1 protein-coding gene is annotated in these 254 nt (G+C 54.3%); it reads left to right on the forward strand.

Features of this window, described 5'->3' with window-relative positions; genetic code table 11:
- Positions 1-254 (forward strand): hypothetical protein (locus JAO32_RS19815; protein WP_334243618.1); only part of this gene is annotated, 254 nt, incomplete at both ends.

Here is a 254-nt window from a genome sequence, read left to right on the forward strand (position 1 = left end):
GCGTAGTTGCGGCGTTGGAAAAGTTCCGTTACGGACCACGCGACGGGAAGCCTACGACGATCATCTGCAATACGACGAAGGGCTACGGTGCATTCAGTGACTTTATGAATAAACATAAAGTCACCACCGCCGGCGCGTTATTGGATCAGGAGGTTGAGTTACAGCTAGCACGTCGTGCGGAGCGTGTTGCAGAGCTTCAAGAGTGGCTGTCTCGACTTGAAGACGATGGTATCGCCTGGCTTCTGCGGCGAACG

It is taken from the genome of Terriglobus sp. ADX1 (genome assembly GCF_036877645.1).
In the GTDB taxonomy this organism is placed as follows: Bacteria; Acidobacteriota; Terriglobia; order Terriglobales; family Acidobacteriaceae; genus Terriglobus.